Annotated in this window: 16 protein-coding genes; 6 read left to right on the top strand and 10 right to left on the bottom strand. The window is 44.8% G+C overall.

What is annotated here, in order from left to right:
* Positions 1-37 precede the first annotated feature (37 nt).
* The 3 genes from celB to RA086_RS01195 all read right to left on the bottom strand — a co-directional run bounded on the left by celB (position 38) and on the right by RA086_RS01195 (position 2,778).
* Positions 38-1,366, bottom strand: coding sequence for a PTS cellobiose transporter subunit IIC (gene celB / locus RA086_RS01205; protein ID WP_308702104.1), 1,329 nt, complete (start codon positions 1,364-1,366; stop codon positions 38-40).
* Between the two features lie 312 nt (positions 1,367-1,678).
* Positions 1,679-2,410, bottom strand: coding sequence for a MurR/RpiR family transcriptional regulator (locus tag RA086_RS01200; RefSeq protein WP_308702103.1), 732 nt, complete (start codon positions 2,408-2,410; stop codon positions 1,679-1,681).
* Positions 2,411-2,490: 80 nt separating this feature from the next.
* Positions 2,491-2,778, bottom strand: coding sequence for a hypothetical protein (locus RA086_RS01195; RefSeq protein WP_308702102.1), 288 nt, complete (start codon positions 2,776-2,778; stop codon positions 2,491-2,493).
* A 168-nt stretch (positions 2,779-2,946) separates the two neighbouring features.
* On the opposite strand from RA086_RS01195, the gene RA086_RS01190 reads away from it, so the two are divergent.
* Positions 2,947-3,651 carry a response regulator transcription factor gene (locus RA086_RS01190; RefSeq protein WP_308702101.1) on the top strand — a complete coding sequence of 235 codons (705 nt, stop codon included), beginning with the start codon at positions 2,947-2,949 and terminating at the stop codon, positions 3,649-3,651.
* Positions 3,638-5,014 (top strand): sensor histidine kinase, encoded by a 1,377-nt coding sequence (locus RA086_RS01185; RefSeq protein ID WP_308702100.1) that lies wholly within the window; start codon positions 3,638-3,640, stop codon positions 5,012-5,014. The genes RA086_RS01190 and RA086_RS01185 overlap by 14 nt, the downstream gene beginning before the upstream one ends.
* A gap of 76 nt (positions 5,015-5,090) precedes the next feature.
* Here RA086_RS01185 and RA086_RS01180 read toward each other — a convergent pair whose 3' ends face one another.
* On the bottom strand, positions 5,091-7,430 hold the full coding sequence (locus tag RA086_RS01180; protein ID WP_308702099.1) for a cation-translocating P-type ATPase: 2,340 nt from the start codon (positions 7,428-7,430) through the stop codon (positions 5,091-5,093).
* A gap of 257 nt (positions 7,431-7,687) precedes the next feature.
* Here RA086_RS01180 and RA086_RS01175 point away from each other — a divergent pair, with 257 nt between their 5' ends.
* The 3 genes from RA086_RS01175 to RA086_RS01165 are packed head-to-tail and all read left to right on the top strand — an operon-like array spanning position 7,688 to position 8,937.
* On the top strand, positions 7,688-7,936 hold the full coding sequence (locus tag RA086_RS01175; RefSeq protein ID WP_137616962.1) for a hypothetical protein: 249 nt from the start codon (positions 7,688-7,690) through the stop codon (positions 7,934-7,936).
* Positions 7,937-7,974: 38 nt separating this feature from the next.
* Positions 7,975-8,277, top strand: a complete 303-nt coding sequence (locus RA086_RS01170; protein WP_308702098.1) for a hypothetical protein — start codon at positions 7,975-7,977, stop codon at positions 8,275-8,277.
* A gap of 33 nt (positions 8,278-8,310) precedes the next feature.
* Positions 8,311-8,937, top strand: a complete 627-nt coding sequence (locus tag RA086_RS01165; RefSeq protein WP_308702097.1) for a hypothetical protein — start codon at positions 8,311-8,313, stop codon at positions 8,935-8,937.
* A gap of 383 nt (positions 8,938-9,320) precedes the next feature.
* On the opposite strand, the gene RA086_RS01160 is transcribed toward RA086_RS01165, so the two are convergent.
* From RA086_RS01160 to RA086_RS01150, 3 genes are all read right to left on the bottom strand, one after another.
* The gene (locus RA086_RS01160) at positions 9,321-9,821 is read right to left on the bottom strand and encodes an NUDIX hydrolase (protein WP_308702096.1); all 501 of its coding nucleotides are present in this window, start codon (positions 9,819-9,821) and stop codon (positions 9,321-9,323) included.
* Between the two features lie 222 nt (positions 9,822-10,043).
* Positions 10,044-11,411: an Nramp family divalent metal transporter gene (locus RA086_RS01155; RefSeq protein ID WP_308704392.1), complete on the bottom strand. Its 1,368-nt coding sequence runs from the start codon at positions 11,409-11,411 to the stop codon at positions 10,044-10,046.
* Positions 11,412-11,633: 222 nt separating this feature from the next.
* Positions 11,634-12,311, bottom strand: a complete 678-nt coding sequence (locus RA086_RS01150; RefSeq protein WP_308702095.1) for a TetR/AcrR family transcriptional regulator — start codon at positions 12,309-12,311, stop codon at positions 11,634-11,636.
* A gap of 184 nt (positions 12,312-12,495) precedes the next feature.
* Here RA086_RS01150 and RA086_RS01145 point away from each other — a divergent pair, with 184 nt between their 5' ends.
* On the top strand, positions 12,496-12,936 hold the full coding sequence (locus tag RA086_RS01145; RefSeq protein WP_308702094.1) for an Rrf2 family transcriptional regulator: 441 nt from the start codon (positions 12,496-12,498) through the stop codon (positions 12,934-12,936).
* Between the two features lie 84 nt (positions 12,937-13,020).
* On the opposite strand, the gene lpdD is transcribed toward RA086_RS01145, so the two are convergent.
* The 3 genes from lpdD to RA086_RS01130 form a co-directional block, all read right to left on the bottom strand.
* The gene (gene lpdD / locus RA086_RS01140) at positions 13,021-13,431 is read right to left on the bottom strand and encodes a prenylated flavin chaperone LpdD (RefSeq protein WP_308702093.1); all 411 of its coding nucleotides are present in this window, start codon (positions 13,429-13,431) and stop codon (positions 13,021-13,023) included.
* A gap of 1 nt (position 13,432) precedes the next feature.
* Positions 13,433-13,996: a UbiX family flavin prenyltransferase gene (locus tag RA086_RS01135; RefSeq protein WP_308702092.1), complete on the bottom strand. Its 564-nt coding sequence runs from the start codon at positions 13,994-13,996 to the stop codon at positions 13,433-13,435.
* 175 nt (positions 13,997-14,171) lie between these two features.
* Complete coding sequence (locus RA086_RS01130) at positions 14,172-14,987, bottom strand: chitosanase (RefSeq protein WP_308702091.1); 816 nt, start codon at positions 14,985-14,987, stop codon at positions 14,172-14,174.
* Positions 14,988-14,993: the final 6 nt, after the last annotated feature.

Here is a 14,993-nt window from a genome sequence, read left to right as displayed (position 1 = left end):
AAAGAACCCGCCGTAGCGAGTCCTTTCAAAGTTCAATTTAGGCTTTAGCAGTTTGGGCTGCAGCAGCAGCTTCTTTAGCAGCAAAAGTCTTTTCTTCTTTAACTTTGTCACGATCCAAAGCCTTGAAGAAGAAGTAGTAAATCGCGCCATCAAGAACGATGTTAACGATTTGCATAACGGCACCGGAAACATGACCAGTTGCCAGATAACCAGAGATAATTGGCGGCGTGGTCCAAGGAACCATGACACCCATCGTCTTAGCAACCAAACCAGTAGACATCGCAACATAAGTTGTGACAACGTTGGTTAATGGGGCCAAGATGAATGGAATCGCCATCCGGTAGTTCATAACGATTGGCAAACCAAAGACGATTGGTTCGTTAATGTTAAAGATAGCAGGTCCGATAATTAATTTACCTAAAGTCTTAAATTCAGCACTCCGTGAAACAAAGGCAATCATGAAGGCTAACCCAAGGGTCGCACCAGAACCACCCATGTGGATGAAGTTATCGAAGAATTGTGACGTAACGATGTTAGGAATAGCTTTGCCAGCACTAACAGCATGTGCGTTTTGTGACATTGCAGATAACCAGATTGGTGACATCACGCCAGAAACAACGTTGGCACCATGAATCCCGAAGATCCAAAGTAAACAGATCAAGAATTCAGCAACTAAAGCGCCTGGTAAGGTGTTACTCAACAAGCCTAATGGTTTTGCCAAAACGAATGAAATCACGTTTGGAATACTGCCCATTGGGGTTGCTTCGACGAGTAAACGTAAAACCCAGATCAAGACTAAGATAATAGCACCAGGAACTAAGGCCGCAAATGAGTTGCTGACAGCCGGTGGCACACTATCGGGCATCTTAATCGTCCAATTGCGGTGAACCATGAACACATAAAGATCGGTAATGAATAAACCAATAAGAAGAGCAGTAAACAAACCAGCCGAATCTAGTTGTGTTAAGGGTACCCAAAGCGCCCCTGCTTTATCAGTGTTTAGCGGAATAGTTAACAGCCAAGCACTCATAGAAACAATCGATGCTGAAATTGGATCGACTTTGTAACTCTTAGCCATATTATAAGAAATCCCAATAACGGCGATTAAACCCATGACATGGAATGATGCGTTGGTTGGATATTGAACAATGGTTGCCCAGTTCTTACCAAAGGTATTTAACATAAAGTTTTGATAACCTTGGATTGGGAATTGAGCAATGATCATGAAGACTGACCCGATGATGATCATTGGTACGGCTAGTGTCATCCCATCACGTAATGCGATTAAGTGACGAGAACCAGCAATCTTACCAAATAATGGGACGAGTCGGTCATTAACGAAACTTGATTTGTTGTTTTCGCTCATGTCGTTGACCCCCTAGAATAATTTGAAAACGCATTGCTTGAAACCCAATGTCCTGGATATCACAAGACCAACCGCACTTGCACGTTGTAATAATGGCCGATTATTACGGGCAATTGCAATTGTATGAATAATAGCATGTTTCGTGGCTGTGGATGTTTCAAGCATCACAGTTGCTGAATACGCTTTCTACAAATTCTATTATACCTATCATCGCGGTAATGTATACCCTTTCAAAAAACATTGTGTAGTGTTTCTTATAAAGGAACGTGTTCCATTTTTGGACTTTGTTCCAGTAAAATATCTCAAATCGGTCTAATCCACTTTTTGCACACCCATGGTAATTTGTTCCAAAAAGTAAACCACTGGTAATTGGGACAGTGTACTCCCACCACTGATAGCCTGTACTTCTGGCGTATCATATGTCAGGACCACGTCACCGATTCCAGCCGCCGTCGAATGGCTACTGGCCGTAATCACGACGAGTTTGGCCCCATTTTGCTGATAAAAGATGCCTTGTTGGATGACATCTTCTGATTCACCAGAAACCGATAGTAGCAAAAGCACGGTGTCCGATAAATCTACTGCGGTAACTGGTAAGGGTTGCGCCGTTTCCGTCACTTGTAACGCGTAAACCCCAAAGTTGGCTAATAAATGGGTGCCATAACCGGCTAACCCTTTGCTCGTTCCGGCCCCAATTAGGACCACCGTTTTAGCTTGGTGGATCAGCGCAGTCGCCGCACTGATCTTAGCCGTGACCGTGGGAACGTCCATCCGATCAAAGAAAGTCCGCATCGGGATCACCGTCTGTGACACCGGCTGAGCCGCGTCTTTACGGAGTTGTTCTTTCAGCGTGAATTTAAATTCGGCATAGCCGTCATAACCCATCCGTTTCAAGAATCGCAAAATTGTCGTAGCCGAAACGTGGCTCTGACTCGCTAATTGGCGAATCGTCATCGTACTAACTTCAGCGGGATGTCCCATAATATACTTATAAATCTCAATTTCTAAGCGGTTGAGTTGTTGCACTTGGTCATATGAAAACATCGCATCACACCTCTAAACTTTCAAATTGGTCTAATTGTTAATTGATGACTACAACCCCAACTTGTAGGAACAAATTCCAGTTAACGATCGCCCCAGCGACCATCGATTTCTGGCTTGATCGTTAAATCAGTCATTTCAAGCTCACAATCGGCTAATGCCAAGGTGAATTTTTCCGTGAATTCTTTCGTTTTAAATGGTGAATCAATGTGCCAAGTCCGATAATTGGGCGTCCGATTCAAATTTCCTAGCGCAACAATCGCAGGTACATCTTTAGGATCAACCTTAGCCGCCGTTTTTTTAACTTCAATCGAATAACCATAATGACCACTGTGATACATCGCCTGCATGGCGTCATTAAAGAGTCCCATGTTCATCCCTACTTTCTCGAATTTGTTATTCCAAGTTTACCATATCTTACTGAGGCGCTTACATTTACCATGTAAATTTGTAAAAATAAGTCGATTTTTCGCGAACCTTTCACAACTATTAGCTATAATGAGAATAAATCTTGTTATATAGGAAGGACCTTTGCCGTTATGAAAAAAACAATTCTGATTGTTGAGGATGAGTTGAGTCTCTCCGGTTACCTCACCAAAGAACTCCAATTCGAAGATTTCGACGTGGTTGTCGCCAATGACGGTTTAGCCGCCATGACAGCATATACCGCGCATCAGAATGATCTCCTGTTAATTTTGCTCGACTGGATGTTACCAAAATTAGACGGTATGGAAGTCCTGCGACGGATTCGTAAACATGATCAAGTCCCGGTTATTATCATGACGGCACGTGATTATATCGGTGATAAAGTCGCTGGCCTAGATAACGGTGCCGATGATTACATTACCAAACCGTTTGAAATAGAAGAACTGCTCGCCCGCATCCGCGTGATCCAGCGGCGGGCTGAAAACCAGCTGGAACCCAATCAAGTTTATCAACTAGACACCATTGTCTTAGATACGAAAGCACATCGCGTCACCAACAATGGCGCTGAGGTGCAACTCACCCATCGCGAATATGATCTCTTGCTGTTCTTCTTAGCGCATCCCGACGAAGTCTTCACACGTGACGACTTGCTTGATCAAGTCTGGGGCGCTGACTTTCTTGGTCAACAAAATGTGGTCGATGTTTATGTCGGCTATCTGCGCAATAAGTTAGCCACCGCAAACGCGGGCCCACTAATCAAGACCGTTCGCGGCGTAGGCTATAAATTAAGGGAGTCGATTACGCATGCGGCAGAATAACACGATTCCAACGTATGAACAGTTAATTAACAAAGCCATCAAACGACTCGTTTTGACGATTACTTTGACGATCAGCGCCGTTATTTTGGTGATGGTTGGGACACAACAAACTGTCAACACGTCACGCGAAGCCCGCGAATTAATGAGTAGCTTGCATCAAGCTAATATTAAAGATGTGCCCAGCTTTATTCAATGGAACAATACCACCACGCGCAATACCAAACAACCGGCATTTATTCGTGTGACAACTAAAAAGGCCACTTTGACGACCGCCACCAAAACTAAGCAGACCATTTTAACCTCACCCTCTTCCAAGGCTTTCTTTGCACGTCACCAAACACATTGGTTCGGGGCGTTAGTCCACGTTCGCGGCTTCGGCTTCTTTCTTTCGTATACGCAAAAAGATGGTCATAACACCTATCAGCTATGGGTTAGTATGCGGCGTTTAATGAATAGTTTATTCGTGCTGATTGCGCTAATCATTGTGGTCACCTTGCTGACCTTAGCCGCTGGCACTTGGTGGGCTCATCGGTTAGCCGCGCGTTTAAGTGCCCCCACAATTAGTCTGTTACACGAGACGCAATACACGTCAAATAATCCTGACGCCGACCAGCCCACGTTGACTGTGCCGACTAGCCCACGCGAAGTTAATGATCTTGGACAAGCGTTTAACGAACTGTTAGTCGCCCAAAATGACCGCTTACAGCATGAGCGCCAATTTATCTCAGATGCCTCGCATGAACTTCGAACCCCCATCGCAGCGATCCGTGGTAACCTAAGTCTCATTCGTCGCCGTGGTGAAGCCCATCCAGAAGTGATTCCCGAATCATTAAATTTCATTGATGAAGAATCACTACGCATGCAACATTTGATTGAAAACTTGCTGCATTTATCACGCGCGGATCGCGCTAAATTGACGCTGACAGATCAAAATTTATCCTTTTTATTGTTACAACTGGGAGAACACTATCAGCCTTCCCTCTCACAACCCTTAAAATTGGCGATTGACCCCGATATCCACGTCACTGGTAATCCCGAGATGCTACAACAAATCGTCGTTGCCTTGCTGGATAACGCTCATAAGTATTCACCGGCTGACCAACCCATTACGCTAAGCCTCCACGCCACCGATAACACCATTCGCTTAGCGGTCGCCGACTGTGGTGAAGGGATTCCAGATGACCAAAAGACGGCTATTTTCCAACGGTTTTACCGTGTGGATCAATCGCGCTCACAAGAAGTCGAAGGTAGCGGCCTCGGTTTAGCGATTGTGCAACAATTAGTCACGCTGAATCATGCCAAAATTGAAGTCACTGATAACCAGCCACAAGGAAGTATTTTTACTTTGATTTGGTCAAAATAAAGAACCACAAAAATAACCGGATTCGAGTTTGGCCCACTAGGCTAACCTTGAATCCGGTTATTTTTGTGATGATGACTCATTTCCAACGAATCTTACTCAATACGCGCCGGCCCAGACCATTTTGTAACAGGATAAAAACCGGGTAGGCACTCAACATCAAAGGTAGATAAATCAAAGCTAAATGCCAATCAAGTAAATTGACCAGCGAGAAAATTCGACCGGCGAATAGGAACGCCATCGCGAACAAGGTCGCCATTAACACGACGAGTCCAATTTTGAACCGATTCAGCGGTCGCGCCGCAATGAGTAGCGCATTTAAACTGATAATACCGGTCAATAACACGTTCAACGTCGAGGTCGTGGCAAAGTTCAAATTAAACTCTGCGCCCAACAAATCAATTACCATAATATAACCGACTACCGCAATGGCTGCGGGAACTGCTATCTCCATAACCTGTTTCATAAACCGACTTGTGATTCGTGTGTAATCCGGTTGTAAGGCTAAGAAGAAAGTCGGAATCCCAACCATTAACGATGAAATTGGCGTTAACTGAATCGGTTCAAAAGGATAACTGTGGCGCATAAAGATGAAAATCACCGTCAATGCGACTGAATACATCGTTTTGATCAGATACAATGCCGCCACTCGTTCAATATTATTGATGACCCGTCGACCCTCATTTAAAACTTGGATCATCGCATCAAAATTAGAATCCAACAAGACGAAATCAGCCAAACTCTTCGTGGCTTCACTCCCACTCGCCATCGCCACACTGCAATCCGATTGCCGCATCGCTAATAAATCGTTCACACCATCACCAGTCATGGCAACCGTATGGCCAGCCGTCTGGTAAGCCTTGATCAGACCGGCTTTTTGTTGCGGTGTTACACGTCCGAAAACATTATAAGTTGCGACTAAATGATCATAGTCCGGTTCCGTGCCAACTTGACTCATATCAATCAACCGGTCGGCCCCCGCGATACCAGCGCGCTGGGCGATACTGGCGACCGTGACGGGATTATCGCCAGAGATAACTTTTAGCGCCACATCTTGTTTTTCAAAGAAACCAAACGTGTCGCGCGCATGTGGCCGTAATTCATCGGTAATCAAAACCAACCCCAAGGCTTCGGGCTCAGTGGGCTTGGGCGTCGTCAACTGGGCCACCTTTGCCAAAACTAAGAGCCGGAAACCTTGCTGTGCCAATTGGTGAATCCGCTGCTTCAACGCTGGTGAGACTTCTCGGAAGATAAACTCTGGCGCACCTAAAACATAGGCTTGGCCGTCAAAGCTCGCCCCACTCCATTTACGACCGGATGAAAATGGCATCACTTCATCCGGGGTCACATTTGGTTTACCTAGCCCCGCCTGAATGGCTTGCGCCGTTTCGTTATCGTCATTAATCGCACTGACTAGCTTCGCCAGCGTGGTTTGAACCGTTCCAGCTGAAATATCGGCCCACGGTTCAATGCGTTCAAATTTCAAATTACCACTGGTGATGGTCCCCGTTTTATCCAAGCACAGAATGTCAACGCGCGCTAATGCCTCAATCGCGGGTAATTCACGGACCAACACTTGATGACGGCCCAGTGTGAAGGCACCGGCCGCTAAAGCGACGGATGTCAGCAGCACCAAGCCTTCGGGAATCATACCGACCATCGCCGCCACCGTGCCTAAAATCGCCCGATTCTGACCTGAACCCCGCATCAAGGTCGAGATGAACAACGCCGTCCCGAGCGGAATAATCGTCACCGTCAATATTTTAATAATTCGATTGATAATCGTTAATAAACGGCTTGGTTTCCGTCGATTAGTTTTCGCCGAGCGAGCCAATTGTTTGATATAACTACCATGGCCGACTACTGTGGCTTGCACGATGCCGTGCCCACCTAATAAGACACTACCTGAGATTAAAGCCTCACCGGGGCCTTTAATAATCGGCTCCGATTCCCCGGTAATTTGTGATTCATCGACCTCTAGTCCAGTCGTTTCGCGGACAACCGCATCGACTGGTAACTGGTCCCCACGAGTCACACTGATCAAGTCATCTTGTACCAAGTCAGCTTGATCGACCAGTAATGCTTGCCCATCTCGTCGAACCGTCAACTTCGCCGCAGATAGGATCGATAGCTTATCGACTTGCCGCTTCGCTCGAATTTCTTGAAAGATCCCGATGGCCGTATTCACAATCACAACGCATAAAAATAGCAGGTTTTTATAACTCCCCGTCATAAAAACTAAACCACCTAATAACACATTGATTAAGTTAAATAACGTCAACAGGTTATCGCGAAAAATCTGTTGCACACTGCGCGTCAATGGTGGTAGTGGTTCATTATGCTGTCCAGCTGCAATCCGTTTTTGGACCTCGGCTGCGGTCAAACCTGTTTTTAATGGTGGTAAATAACGTTCGGTCATCCTGGGTCCCCCCTCGATTTACTTTACCTTCCATTGTAAACAATTTTGCTTATTTTTGACGATTTTAACGCTTAAATTAAAGCTGATTTAACTTATTTTTAAGTTCATAATCAGCGCTAGCTGGCGCTTTGTCCCGATTCTAAGTCGATTTATAAGAAATTCTTAGATTAGATTTACGAAAAGTCGATAGTTGCGACCCCTATTTGCCGGTAAACTAAAGTCATTCAAGTCAAGCAAGCAACTAAGGAGCTGGAAATATGTTATTAGATACCGATCCTAAAATTAAAAATATTACCGCAGTCCATTTGGTGAAAGTCTTTTACCCGCTGGTCATTGCGAAAACGGAACAAGGCGAGTACATCAAAGTTAAATTAAGCGATGATCAACTCAACGACCCGCTGTTTTGGGAAACGGCCCGTAACATTTGCCAGTCCGAATTATGGGTGCCACTTGGCCGTAAATTCCATCAACTGCTTTCGAACGACTGGCTCATCCCAGTCGCTTAACCTAAAAAAATCAACCAACCAAAAGGGGTTCAATTATCATGAAAAACACTTTAAAGAAATTAACGATTACCATTATGGCTGCCGGAACTTTATTCGCCACGACTGGGACGGCCATGGCCGATACCACGACCACAACGACCACTCAGGCCTCAACCACTTTAGTCCGTCGTGTCAATCATGGCACGAACCTAGCCACGCGGACTGCCAAACCGAAACCAGCCGACGATTTAACGCCACATGCCACTAAACTAGTCGCCAAAGGGACTCAAACACAAGTCTTAGAGACGATCGACGCCAGCAGCCAAAACTTAGACAAACTAAAGTACCAACCGACCAAATAATCTAACTGAACACACGGAAAGGAGGGTGCTCAGATGTCTGTGTTAACTGAAAAGCTTGAAACCCAACTACGAAAAAGCTACCAACAACCGATCTTACAAAGTCCAACACAAGGAATCTGGTACACCGGCGCTGATCTCCTCGAAGATTTGACCCTGTGCCGCACAAGCTTACAACAACAAGCTGTCCGGCCCGGTCAAGCCATCCTCATCAGCGCAACCAATCCAGCCACCATTCCGGTCCTGCTAATCGCCAGTTGGCAACTAGGCTTAACCGTCACGTTAGCCCCAGCCAGCAGCGATTTACCGGAATTGATGACGAAACGCTATGCCGCGATGGCCTATTCAACCAGCCAAACGCTACGGCTCGCAAAACAAGTTGATCCACAAAAAATAAGCCTCCTCACTTTGCTACTGAACACCGCACCAGACTTTGCTTATTTCGTCCATGACCTGGCCCCGCAACCCACGGTCACCAAAGCACCAGCGCTCGTCTTACCGTTAAGTCAGACTTCAGTCTCGCAAGCTGAACTATTAACAGCGGCGCTAGCACCGACACAATCAACTCTGATTACAAATCTATATGATCTGAACACTGGCATTCTGCCACTCCTCGCCAACCTACTCGCGCCAACCCCCTTCTCATTGGCAGCGGCTGGTTAATGACGAAAAAGTGGGATAAAAGCAATTTGCTACCGAGCATAGCCTAGAAAGTCGAATGATTGGCATTTTCAATCGTTTGACTTTCGTAGCTCGGTTGCATCAAAGCCTTTTATTCCACGTTTCGGCTATAAATATTAGGAATACAAAAACGCGCTGGGGGCGTAATCCTCAGCGCGTTTTAAAATTCCTGATAATTATTGAAACTTATTGACCCAGACTATTAAAGCCCTGGCAAAACTGTTAAAATAGCAGCATAAGATAGCAATATCTTATTGGACCTTGAGTCCGTAGTATGAGCAATCATACTTTTGGTGAATTCTTCACCATTGCGACCTTATCCTTTTTAGGACGAGGTCGTATTTTATTACAATTACTCCTTCAACTTAAAAAGCAGGCTCCTCTAAAACGTCCCAAGTTTCGAAATATTGATCTTCAACATCAAAAACCAGACCACTTTCAACATATTCTTTGGCCTTCAAAACAAGTGGTGAAGAATTCTCAATGGAAGTTTTTGATAACTCGATCCAGACAGCACCGAGCGAGTCTTGTCCTGTAAATTGGGCTACTTTATCAGCAATAGGGCCTGAAAATTTTTCGATATTGTAAAAAACACAAATATGCTGATTGTACTGCCAATTTTTATATTGCCACGGAAATCTAAAACTGGTTGTTCCGAGCTGTTTCACCTGGATTACTTCAATTTGGGTTTCTTCCTGGATCTCACGCTTTATCGCATGCGCTAAAGGCTCACCATCGTCCAGACTGCCACCCGGCAAATCAAAACGGTTTAGATAAGGTCCGCCATTTTTCTTAATAACAACTAAATTCTTCCCATCTGTCATGACACCATAGACACCAAAAGCGTGATGAAATTTTTTGCTCATTTTTAAACGCCTTTCTTAATCCCATTGAATTTTGCCATCCTTAATTTGTCTTCTTTTAATATGCCACTGTCCGCCATCATCTTCAACACAATAATCTGATTAGCAGCGGCTACGACACCTTTCCTGAGTCCTGACAATTGACCTTTTTAAACGCAACAGAAAAAGCAGGCACCGGATTTAAGACTTCCAGTACCTGCTTGTTTATTTCGAGATATCCAACGGCTAAACTAAGCCAATGGTTTGTAGAATCAGATAAATATTTAAAACGATTAGGATGGCGGTAATGACCCAAGCCGTCCATTCAACCCAACGTCGATTCTTAAAATTACCCATCAGTTTAGAATCACTCGTGAACTTAACTAACGGAATCATCGCAAATGGTAACGCGATACTCAAGAAGACTTGTGAGAACGTCAGGAGGCTTTCAATCTTTGCTTCATTTCCATGGTAGTAAATCGCGAAAGCTAACACTGGCGCGACGGAAATCAAACGCGTTAATAACCGTTGTGCCCAAAGTGGCATCTTTAAGCGGATAAACCCTTCCATGATAATTTGACCAGATAACGTCCCAGTAATGGTCGAACTTTGACCAGATGACAACAGTGCCACGGCGAATAACATACTCAAGACAGGACTCGCAATCGAGCCAACAATCTTGCTATCACCAAGCGCGTTGTACAGGTCAACGAAGCGACCTAAATCACCTTTCGTCCCGAAGAACAAGGCGGCGCCCAAAATCAAAAGTAAACTGTTGACGACAAATGCGACTGACAATTGAATGTTCGAGTCGATCGTCGTAAATTTAACGGCCTTCGCAACTTCCTTTTCGTCACTCCGGTCAACAGCCCGTGTTTGTGAAATAGATGATCCCAGATAGAGATTATGTGGCATAACAGTCGCCCCAACAATCCCTAAGGCTAAGTACAACATAGATTGATTGCTAACGATCTTGGTCGTTGGCACGTAACCTTTTAACATTTCAGGGACGTTTGGCTGTGAAATAATGACTTCATACAAGAAGACGAATAAGATCACCGCAACCAAGGTTGCCACAATGGCTTCAATTTTACGGAAGCCTAACTTCATCAATAATAACAAGATCAAAACATCGGCGGTGGTAATCAAGATGCCGACAATCAACGGGAAACCGAATAACAGTTTCAACGCGATCCCAGAACCAATGATTTCGGCCACATCGGTCGCCATAATAGCTAATTCAGTAATAACCCAGAGAAAGATCCCCATACGTTTTGACGTCCGTTCCCGGGTCAATTGGGCTAAATCCTTCCCAGTGACAATCCCCAACCGCGCTGCCATAGCTTGTAACAACATCGCAATCAAACTTGAAAGTAAGATGACGGATAGCAACGCGTACTTATACTGTGAACCCCCAGCAATCGATGTAATCCAGTTACCTGGATCCATGTACCCGACTGCGACTAAAGCCCCCGGTCCCGTGTATGCCACTAATGTGCGCCAAAAGCTGGCATTCTTTGGAACGCGAACACTCCCATTCACTTCGTCCAAGCTTTTACTATCGGTCCCAGTCGAATGAATACCACTGCCGGTACTCCCTTTAGTGGCGAACATCGCTGAACGGTCCTTCGTTTTTGCTAGTTTCATAATGAAACCCTCTCTTCTATTGGTTTAGAATTCAGGTTGTGGACTACTGTGTGATCCTCAACAGCCAACACTCGTTTTTGCTGATTGAGCGCTTGCTTCAATTCCACTTGGTAGTATATCATCAATGAGATAATAGTCAACTGTTTTTATTTTATTGTTTGGTAGTCCTAAACCTTAGACAAAACTGATTTAATCCACATGTAAGGGCATTCGACGTGGGCTCAAACCATTTACTAAGAAATCGCTGAGATACCGCACGGTTGCAGCGGTTGTGAGCTGATTGAGTTCTGGATATAAAACTTTTTCAACCAGATAACCGCCCAACGTTGAAAACAGCAATTGTAAGATCATGCGATTGGGCCACTCGACTAACTCGCCGGCCGCCTTCAGACGATCCATCACTTCGTTGGCCTGGGTCAAAATTACTGGTGAAACCATTCCCATGACCGCGGCTCGATCAGCCTCATTATTGAAAAATTGGGACAAAATCACTGCCAACGATTCTTGATTTCGTTCAGCAAAAGCCACGCGATCCGTGACTAATGCAACAATAAACGCATCTAAAGTTTGACTATCACCATCTAAAACCGCTTGATCCAAAGTGTTCAGCATCGTTGGTAAAATATTTTTCACAATTGGCTGCATAATGGCATCCAAAATCCCGTTCTTATTAACAAAATTATGGAAAAGTGTCCCCTCAGCCACTCCGGCACGATCCGCGATTTCTCGCGTCCCGACTTCTTCATAGCTCTTCTCGGCAAACAACGCCAAGGCCGCAGCTAAAATCTTTTGCTGGGTCTTGGTAATCTGACCATCCTTACCTAACGAGGCGGCATAATACGCCTGGATGGTTTCAATTTCACTCATGTCACTAGCTCCTTTTTGAAGTAACTGCTCAATTCATTATCATCAAGATAACCGATTTTTTCATAATAAGCAATAATTATCGCTGAAAAGTTACATGAAATTTGATTCAGTAAGACATAATTGCTTTAATGATCTGAATCAGCTATAATCACAGTAATTAATCTAGTTACAGGAAGTGATTGACATGCGAGTCTCCACTCGTTTTAGTGATTCGATTCATTTACTCGCGTTCATTAAGATTTACGCTAACGCGCGACTGACCAGTGATTTGATTGCAAGTAGTATCGAAACTAGTCCCGTCGTGGTTCGCCGATTGATGGGTAAGTTGCGGCATGCTGGACTGATCACCACGACTCCCGGTACCGCACAACCAGCACTTGCTAAACCGCTGAGTGAAATTTCATTGTTGACTGTTTTTTACGCGGTCGAAGGTGACAAGGCGTTATTTGCTGTTGATCCAAAGACCAATCCAGATTGCATTGTCGGCGGTAACATTCAAAATGTGTTACAGCAATACTATCAGGATGCACAAACTGCCGCGGAAGCCCGGCTGGCTAAGACTAGTTTGCAAGATATCGTTGATAATATCTTGGTAGAACAAGCTAAAAAGGATGCCGTTAACTAAAATCAGTTGTCACAAATAAGCTTAGTCTTTGGTTCCGTTATGGGAATCAAGGACTAAGCTTATTTTGTGGGTTAAATTCTGGCGTTATTTAGGTGCGTCATCGGGCCCATAATATTCAGGCTGTGCCACTTCAATGGGGTTAGCTTTTAGCCAATCAATAATTTGCTGACTCAATGCCATCGTCATCGGTGCCGCTGCCGCGATCTGTGCTTTAGTGATTTGATTGACGTGAATCCCGGCCGTAACCGTGCAACTGCCGGATAAATAAGGTTTGAGGGACTTGGCCAACCGTTCTGAAATAAAATTGTCTTTATGAAATCGGCCATCATGACTCGGAAACTTGACTGTTTGTGCCGCAGTGGTGGCCGTTATCATGGTCACATCTCCAATATGTGGATTAGTCCCACCCGTAACGACAATCAGTAAATCACGGCCAATGACTTGTAACACGGCCGTCATTTGGTAACCCGCTTGCGTCGTTGTAAAAGTCGCCATGCTAGTCCCCCTCCCAACGATGATCATTTTTATTTGGAATCTGGAACGCATCCAAAACTTTCATCGTTTGATGTGCCACCAAATCTTGAATCGTCTGCGGATGGTTATAAAATGCTGGAATTGGGGGAATGATTTGAGCGCCTAATTTCGCTAATTTGGTTAGATTCTCCAAATGGATCACACTTAACGGCGTTTCACGTGGCACAATCACCAATTTACGTTGTTCCTTAATCGTGACATCCGCCGCCCGTGAAATCAAATTATCACCAAAACCATACGCAATGCCGGCCACAGTCTTCATACTAGCGGGAACAATCACCATGCCATCATTTAAAAATGAACCACTCGCAATCGTTGCCCCCTGGTCATTGATCGCATAAGTATAATCGGCTAAGTCCTTCAGTTGCTTGAGCGTATAAGTTGTTTCCAATTCCAAATTTTTCTTGGCCCAGGTACTCATCACCAAATGGACTTCTACTTCTGGTAAAGCGTGCAGTTTTTCTAATAAATCAACCGCATAAATTGTGCCAGAAGCACCAGTAATCCCGACAATAATTCGCTTCATTTCATGACCCTCACTTTTTCAACTTCATATTTTAAGCTTCATCGTTTCTCTCTCAGTTTCCATTCTAAAGACAATCCATTCGCTGAACAACTCATGTTTAGACTGAGTATTATTCGATTTAAGAATATTAAAAAAGACGCCAACCCGCTGCTGGCGTCAATAATTTGACTAATTTCTAAGAAGCTTTCAGTTTAATCAACTTTGCCGGGGTTAAATTGTACGTATCACCATACATTTTCCACGTTAATGGTAACTGTAGTCGATCCTTGTCGGCACAAACAAATTGCCATTGCGCAATCAACCGTGACAAATCATGATGCGCACTTTCTTCACGCATCACGCGCGCCCGAACCGTCAAAAAGGTGCGTAAATAAGCTTTAGTCGTGCCACCTTGTGCAGGTGTCCGTGCCCGTTGCTTGGCAGCACGCCGAATGCCACCAAAGCTATCGCCATCATTTCCCGGACCATGGACCACTAGTGCATCATAGTAAATATATTGGCCAAGTGGTGACAAACCGTCCTGTTGCGCCGCTTTAATGGCTGGTCTCAGATATTGTTTGTTTAACAAGTCATTTTGAGCTTGGACCAACTTGGCATCTTTAGCTGAATGATGCCAAGCCTTGACAAATTTAGGTCCTAATCCCCGATGGCTGGCGGTACCATCAACGCGCTTTAGAGCTGGGACATACTTTTTCAACTGGTTATTGGGCTGTAGCGTCGTATAGCGTTTGACCACTTGTAAAAGATCACCAGTACCTGATGTAAAGCCAATGATACCCGCAGTGTAGCCGCGCCCATCGCCAATATCGGCAATATAGCGATATTGTTTCTGATACGCTAAAGTTGAATTTTCAGCACTGGACACCAGCGCGAAGGTTGTTGCACGCAAATTGCCGGTCATAATGGTTTGATGTAACCGATAGTACCAATAACCACCACTGCAACCTAACAAGATCCCCATTCCAACTAACCAGCCCCACCATTTACGCATTTCAAA

Source organism: Lactiplantibacillus brownii, assembly GCF_031085375.1.
In the GTDB taxonomy this organism is placed as follows: domain Bacteria; phylum Bacillota; class Bacilli; order Lactobacillales; family Lactobacillaceae; genus Lactiplantibacillus; species Lactiplantibacillus brownii.
The sequence above is the reverse complement of the archived record's forward strand: the minus strand, read 5'-3'. Positions and strand labels throughout refer to the sequence as shown.

Bases quoted from the DNA above. Each gene is read 5' to 3' on its own strand.
- lpdD (WP_308702093.1), bottom strand. From the start codon at position 13,431: ATGGCGACTTTTACAACGACGCAAGCGGGTTACCAAATGACGGCCGTG.
- RA086_RS01165 (WP_308702097.1), top strand. From the start codon at position 8,311: ATGTCTGTGTTAACTGAAAAGCTTGAAACCCAACTACGAAAAAGCTAC.
- RA086_RS01190 (WP_308702101.1), top strand. From the start codon at position 2,947: ATGAAAAAAACAATTCTGATTGTTGAGGATGAGTTGAGTCTCTCCGGT.
- RA086_RS01180 (WP_308702099.1), bottom strand. From the start codon at position 7,430: ATGACCGAACGTTATTTACCACCATTAAAAACAGGTTTGACCGCAGCC.
- RA086_RS01135 (WP_308702092.1), bottom strand. From the start codon at position 13,996: ATGAAGCGAATTATTGTCGGGATTACTGGTGCTTCTGGCACAATTTAT.
- celB (WP_308702104.1), bottom strand. From the start codon at position 1,366: ATGAGCGAAAACAACAAATCAAGTTTCGTTAATGACCGACTCGTCCCA.
- RA086_RS01130 (WP_308702091.1), bottom strand. From the start codon at position 14,987: ATGCGTAAATGGTGGGGCTGGTTAGTTGGAATGGGGATCTTGTTAGGT.
- RA086_RS01200 (WP_308702103.1), bottom strand. From the start codon at position 2,410: ATGTTTTCATATGACCAAGTGCAACAACTCAACCGCTTAGAAATTGAG.
- RA086_RS01145 (WP_308702094.1), top strand. From the start codon at position 12,496: ATGCGAGTCTCCACTCGTTTTAGTGATTCGATTCATTTACTCGCGTTC.
- RA086_RS01175 (WP_137616962.1), top strand. From the start codon at position 7,688: ATGTTATTAGATACCGATCCTAAAATTAAAAATATTACCGCAGTCCAT.
- RA086_RS01160 (WP_308702096.1), bottom strand. From the start codon at position 9,821: ATGAGCAAAAAATTTCATCACGCTTTTGGTGTCTATGGTGTCATGACA.
- RA086_RS01170 (WP_308702098.1), top strand. From the start codon at position 7,975: ATGAAAAACACTTTAAAGAAATTAACGATTACCATTATGGCTGCCGGA.
- RA086_RS01150 (WP_308702095.1), bottom strand. From the start codon at position 12,311: ATGAGTGAAATTGAAACCATCCAGGCGTATTATGCCGCCTCGTTAGGT.
- RA086_RS01195 (WP_308702102.1), bottom strand. From the start codon at position 2,778: ATGGGACTCTTTAATGACGCCATGCAGGCGATGTATCACAGTGGTCAT.
- RA086_RS01185 (WP_308702100.1), top strand. From the start codon at position 3,638: ATGCGGCAGAATAACACGATTCCAACGTATGAACAGTTAATTAACAAA.
- RA086_RS01155 (WP_308704392.1), bottom strand. From the start codon at position 11,411: ATGTTCGCCACTAAAGGGAGTACCGGCAGTGGTATTCATTCGACTGGG.